Raw genomic sequence first — 5,294 nt, 5'->3', positions numbered from 1 at the left:
CGCGAAGGCGTCAGAACGTCTGCCCTAGATTCAGATAAACCGCCTGCTCATCCGCATCATTCAACCCATACGTGAAGTTCAACGGCCCCAGTGGCGTGTCGAAGCCGATAAACACACTCGCGGCATTGATGTAGCCGCTGTCGAATTCATTGTCGTTGTTCCACGCCCGACCGCGTTCCAGCGAGGCCCCGGCGTACAGCGGGAAGTCCAGCGGCAGGTACGAGCGCGGCGTCAGGCGGCGGTAGTACACCGCGCGCATCAGGCTGACGTTCTGCCCGGACAGCGCATCCTCACGGAACCCCGACAACTGCCGCGCGCCGCCGAGCAGGAAGCTTGAGGTCACCACATTGGCATCGTCCAGCGTGCGACTGTAGCGCCCGCCGAGTATCAGCGTATCCGGCCCGTGGCTCATCGCCTTGTCGAACTTTGCTTCCCATTGGCGATAGCGATTGTCCGAACCCAGACCCGGTTCGAACTGAGCGAACGTCAGGCTGACGTCCTTGCCTTCGTGCGGAAAGTACACGTTGTCCAGCGAGTCGTAGGAATACTTCACGGTATAGAAGCCCTCATTGAAACTCTCGCTCGGCAGATCCTGATCACCGATGCGCACGTCAGCCTTGCCCCAAGCCTGGCCGACGCCGAGTCGCACTTCACCGTTGTTGCCGATCTGCCGCCCAAGATTGAGGCCGAAGCCGTAGCGCTCGACCCGATACTGGGCGATCGGATCGTTATCCAGCACCGAATCAACGTTCTGCGCCTCGAACGACCCGTAGGGTGCGACGAAGTAACGCGAGCCGACGTCCAGCGGCTGATAGAACTCGCTGTACAGCTCCTGCTTGTCGCCGATCTGCGCGCGGGTCAGCCATTCCGCGCCGAGGCGGTTGATGCCGTTGACGCGGTAACTGGCGCCGAGGTTGAAAGCACTGTCGCCGCGCATGTCGTCCGACAGATTGAGGCCGACCCGCAAATAATCGGTACCGCTGCGCTTGCCGCTGGCGCTGATGACCAGTGTGTGATCCTGGCGTTTGTGCACGACGCGGTAACGCACTTGATCGAAGTAATCGAGGCCGTACAGCGTGCCCATGTCCGAATGCAGGCGGCCCAGGTCCAGCGGGGCGCCGATCGGTTGGCGGATGTAATAGCGAATTACGTCATCGTCAACTTTCGAGTCATTTTCGACGCGGATCGCGGTAATGATCGGCGTGCGCTGCCCCGGCTGGCGGGCGGCGTTCAGTTCCGCGTCCTGGGTTTCCGTCGGCTTGAGTTGCGCCAGCCGCGCATCGAGGATCCGCGTGGCGCGGTAACCGGCGTCGATCATCTCCTGAGCCTTGCCGAAATCGGTCACGCCGAACGCGGCCAGCGCAGGCTGGATCAATACGTCATTGGCGTGCAGCGTCGCCAGTTGTTCTTCGGAGTTGCGCCGGGTCATCAAGGTGATCGACTGATTGAGCACGTCCACCACGGTAGTCAACTGCTTGCGGTTGCGCAGCGGTGTGCCGATGTCGACGACGATGGCGATGTCGACACCCATTTCCCGTGCGACATCCAGCGGGATGTTGTCGGTCATGCCGCCGTCCACCAGCAGGCGCCCATCGAGCTCGACCGGGGCGAACACCGCGGGGATCGACATGCTCGCGCGGATCACTTGCGGCAGGTGGCCTTTGCGAAACACCACTTTCTCGCCATTGGCGATGTCGGTGGTCACGGCGCGAAACGGGATCGGCAGTTTGTCGAAGTCGCGGGTGTCGCTGGTGTGCGCCAACAGGCTTTCCAGCAACAGTGCGAGGTTCTGGCCCTGAATCACCCCCAATGGCAGGCCGAGGCTGCCGTCGTCGCGAAAGCTCAGTTTCTGCTTCACCAGAAAGTCGCGGTCGTCCTGTTTGCGGCGAAATGGCACGTCCTCACGCGGCGGCGCGTCGGACAGCGCCGCTTGCCAGTCGATGCTCAGGGCGAGCTTTTCCAGTTCATCGATCTTGTAGCCCGAGGCGTACAGCCCACCGACCACCGCGCCCATGCTGGTGCCGGCAATCGCGTCGATCCTGATGCCTTGTTCTTCCAGCGCCTTGAGCACGCCGATGTGCGCCAGCCCCCGCGCAGCGCCGCCGGACAGCACCAGGCCGATTTTCGGTCGTGGCGCTTCACTGGCGTGAACCAGCAGAGGAAGGAAACCAAGCAGCAGGCAGAACAGCAAACGGCGCATTGTGAGTCTCGGGGCAAGCGGTAAAGCCGGCTATTATAGCGGCGCCCTCTGTCTCAGGAGTTTCAGCGATCATGACCGTCGCCAAAGCCGAAGTTGTCATCACTTATTGCACTCAATGCCAGTGGCTGCTGCGCGCGGCGTGGCTGGCTCAGGAACTGCTCAGCACCTTCGCTGATGACTTGGGCAAAGTGTCATTGGTGCCGGGCACCGGCGGGGTGTTTCACATCACTTGTGCGGGTGTGCAGATCTGGGAGCGCAAGGCCGACGGTGGTTTTCCCGAAGCCAAGGTATTGAAACAGCGAGTGCGCGATCAGATCGATCCTGACCGCGACCTCGGCCACAACGACCGCACTCAGTGAGAGGCGGCCTCGGCGGCGACGGTTTTCTTGTCGGCCGAGCCTGACATCCGCGCCGACACCACAATCGCGACGATGATCAACGCGCCACCGATGAGCATCCGCAGGGTCGGGGTTTCACTGAACAACAGCCAGGCGAGAGTGATGCCGTAGACCGGCTCCATGGCGAACACCACTGCCGCCGTGCGTGCCTTGATCACCGCCAGACTGGCGACGAACAGGCTGTGCGCCACGCCCGTGCAGAACACTCCGAGCAGCGCGATCCACAACCAGTCCAGCGCTCGGACCTGACTCAACTGCGGCGCCGCGACCGGCAACAGACACAACGCCACGACGACGTTCTGGCACAACGCCGCCTGCACCGCCGGGATGCGCCCGGAACTGGCGCGGTTGGTCAGCGACAGCAGGGAAAACAGCAGGCCGGACAACACCGCCCAAAGCAAGCCGACGGTCGCGCCGCTGCCCAGATCGAATGCGGGCGTCACCAGCACCAGACCGATGCTGACCAATACCACCAGGACGATTTCATTGGGGCGGATGCGTTCGCGGAAGATCAATCCTTCGAGAATCACCGTGAACGCCGGGAAACTGGCAAAGCCCAAGGTGGCGATGGCCACCCCGGCGATCTTCACCGATACGAAAAAACTCACCCAGTGCCCAGCCAGCAACACGCCGCTGAGGGCGAGGCGCCGCCAGTCCACGGCCTGAAGTTTCTGCCAACCATGCTGGCTGAACAAACGGGCGAAAAATGCCAGGGCGAGCACGGCGAAAGCCGCACGTCCAAAGACGATCACAGCAGGGGATGCGGCAGCGAGTTTGCCGAACACACCAGTCAGGCCAAACATCAAAGCGCCAATATGCAGAGCGCCGAGGGCGGTACGCGGAGTCATTGCATTCCTTTTTCAGGTTCAACTTCATGGGGCCATTGAACCGTGTCTCGGCCTGCAAGTCTGTCGGCAGGCTATCGTCTTTTGTCGCAGGAATCGCGCCGAAGATGTCCGGGCGACGAGCCGAACTCACGAAGGACTGCGGCCGAGAACGCACTTTGCGAGCTGTAACCGACGCGACTGGCTACTTCACCAATCGGCAATGCAGTGTCGCGCAGCAGTTGCACCGCGAGATGCAGGCGTCGACTGCGGATGTAATCCATCGGCGTCTGCCCGCATTCGGCCATGAACCGTGCGTGCAGGCGCGCACTGGATAACCCGGCCACGCGCGCCAGGTCGGCGACTTGCAGCGGATAGCCGGCGTATTGCTCGATGTGCGCATCCAGCGCGGCGTAGGGCAGGCGACGCGCGCGGAGTTCGGCAGGTTGCGCGTGATTGAGACTGGCCAGCAGCAACACTGCGCCTTGCTGCGCGATCAACGGATCGCTGACCGGACTGTTCGCCAGCCAGTTGACCAATTGGCTCTGCCCCGAGTCCAGCGACAGCCGCCCCGGATGATCGAGCAAGCGGCGACTGGCCTCGGCATGCGCGCCCAGCGAGTCCTGCACCCATTGCCCTTCAGGGATGTCGAGCACCAGGCAGCTGCTGCCTTGGGGACTGTCGCAGGCATGATGAGCGCCGGACGGAACCACCACAACACTCTGCTGACGCACTTGGCTGCCACAGCCCTCGACCTCGAAATCCAGCGCACCGGACAGCCCGAACACCAACTGCGCGTGCTCGTGGCTGTGCACAATCAAGTCGTGGGTGTACTGGCGCAGGGTGAGGATCGGTCGCATGGCAGGTTGTCTCCGAAGTGGCCGTCAGTCTACACCGCCGTACGCCGGATGCGCTGTCACACGACTGACTCACGCTTGTCACGGTCGATTAACCGGGCGCGCGCAAGCTGGCGAAAACATCGCAGAGGGTTGCCCATGACCAGCGCCGAGCTCGCCCGACCCAGTCGCAAACAACGGGTGCGAACCCTGTGGATCTCCGATGTGCACCTGGGCACGCGAGATTGCCAGGCCGAGCACTTGTCGCAATTTCTCAAGGGCTACCACGCCGACAAGGTTTATCTGGTCGGTGACATCATCGATGGCTGGAAACTGCGCAGCGGCATGTACTGGCCGCAAGCGCACACCAACGTCATCCGCCGTCTGCTGACCATGAGCAAGCGCGGCACCGAGGTCATCTACGTCACCGGCAACCATGACGAATTCCTGCGGCGCTATTCGAAACTGATTCTGGGCAATATCCAGTTGGTCGACGAGGCGGTACACGTTACGGCGGACGGCCGGCATTTGCTGGTGATTCACGGCGATCAGTTCGATGTGATCACCCGTTATCACCGCTGGCTGGCGTTTCTCGGTGACTCGGCCTATGAATTTACCCTGACCCTCAACCGCTGGCTCAATCACTGGCGTGCCCGGTATGGCTACGGTTACTGGTCGCTGTCGGCGTACCTGAAACACAAGGTCAAGACCGCCGTCAGTTTCATCAGCGACTTTGAAGAAGCCATCGCCCACGAGTGTGTGAAGCGCAAACTGCATGGCGTGGTTTGCGGGCATATCCACCATGCCGAGATTCGCAAGGTGGGGGAGGTGGACTACCTCAATTGCGGCGACTGGGTCGAATCGTGCACAGCGTTGATCGAGCATTGGGACGGCACGATCGAGCTGTATCGACTGGCGGATGCCCAGGCGCGGGAGGCGCAATTGAAAGCTGCCAAAGTTGCCGAGATCGCTTAGTTCTCGGGTGTTTGAAGGGGCCTCATCGCTGGCAAGCCAGCTCCCACAGGTTTTGTAAACG

General features: G+C 61.9%; 5 protein-coding genes. 2 read left to right on the top strand and 3 right to left on the bottom strand.

The annotated features are described in order from the left end of the window. Positions 1-10 precede the first annotated feature (10 nt). On the bottom strand, positions 11-2,200 hold the full coding sequence (locus tag F8N49_RS25265; RefSeq protein ID WP_151553055.1) for a patatin-like phospholipase family protein: 2,190 nt from the start codon (positions 2,198-2,200) through the stop codon (positions 11-13). A 71-nt stretch (positions 2,201-2,271) separates the two neighbouring features. Here F8N49_RS25265 and F8N49_RS25260 point away from each other — a divergent pair, with 71 nt between their 5' ends. Continuing rightward, on the top strand, positions 2,272-2,559 hold the full coding sequence (locus tag F8N49_RS25260) for a SelT/SelW/SelH family protein (protein ID WP_016771139.1): 288 nt from the start codon (positions 2,272-2,274) through the stop codon (positions 2,557-2,559). On the opposite strand, the gene F8N49_RS25255 is transcribed toward F8N49_RS25260, so the two are convergent. Continuing rightward, on the bottom strand, positions 2,553-3,446 hold the full coding sequence (locus F8N49_RS25255; protein WP_151553053.1) for a DMT family transporter: 894 nt from the start codon (positions 3,444-3,446) through the stop codon (positions 2,553-2,555). The genes F8N49_RS25260 and F8N49_RS25255 overlap by 7 nt on opposite strands. Before the next feature lie 71 nt (positions 3,447-3,517). Then, positions 3,518-4,282 (bottom strand): helix-turn-helix domain-containing protein, encoded by a 765-nt coding sequence (locus F8N49_RS25250; protein ID WP_073472842.1) that lies wholly within the window; start codon positions 4,280-4,282, stop codon positions 3,518-3,520. A gap of 135 nt (positions 4,283-4,417) precedes the next feature. On the opposite strand from F8N49_RS25250, the gene F8N49_RS25245 reads away from it, so the two are divergent. Continuing rightward, on the top strand, positions 4,418-5,233 hold the full coding sequence (locus F8N49_RS25245) for a UDP-2,3-diacylglucosamine diphosphatase (RefSeq protein ID WP_151553051.1): 816 nt from the start codon (positions 4,418-4,420) through the stop codon (positions 5,231-5,233). Positions 5,234-5,294: the final 61 nt, after the last annotated feature.

The organism is Pseudomonas sp. GXM4, assembly GCF_008923895.1.
GTDB lineage: Bacteria > Pseudomonadota > Gammaproteobacteria > Pseudomonadales > Pseudomonadaceae > Aquipseudomonas > Aquipseudomonas atacamensis.
The sequence above is the reverse complement of the archived record's forward strand: the minus strand, read 5'-3'. Positions and strand labels throughout refer to the sequence as shown.

Excerpts from the sequence above, each read along its gene's own strand:
- F8N49_RS25265 (WP_151553055.1), bottom strand. The coding sequence starts at position 2,200 with ATGCGCCGTTTGCTGTTCTGCCTGCTGCTTGGTTTCCTTCCTCTGCTG.
- F8N49_RS25250 (WP_073472842.1), bottom strand. The coding sequence starts at position 4,282 with ATGCGACCGATCCTCACCCTGCGCCAGTACACCCACGACTTGATTGTG.
- F8N49_RS25260 (WP_016771139.1), top strand. The coding sequence starts at position 2,272 with ATGACCGTCGCCAAAGCCGAAGTTGTCATCACTTATTGCACTCAATGC.
- F8N49_RS25245 (WP_151553051.1), top strand. The coding sequence starts at position 4,418 with ATGACCAGCGCCGAGCTCGCCCGACCCAGTCGCAAACAACGGGTGCGA.
- F8N49_RS25255 (WP_151553053.1), bottom strand. The coding sequence starts at position 3,446 with ATGACTCCGCGTACCGCCCTCGGCGCTCTGCATATTGGCGCTTTGATG.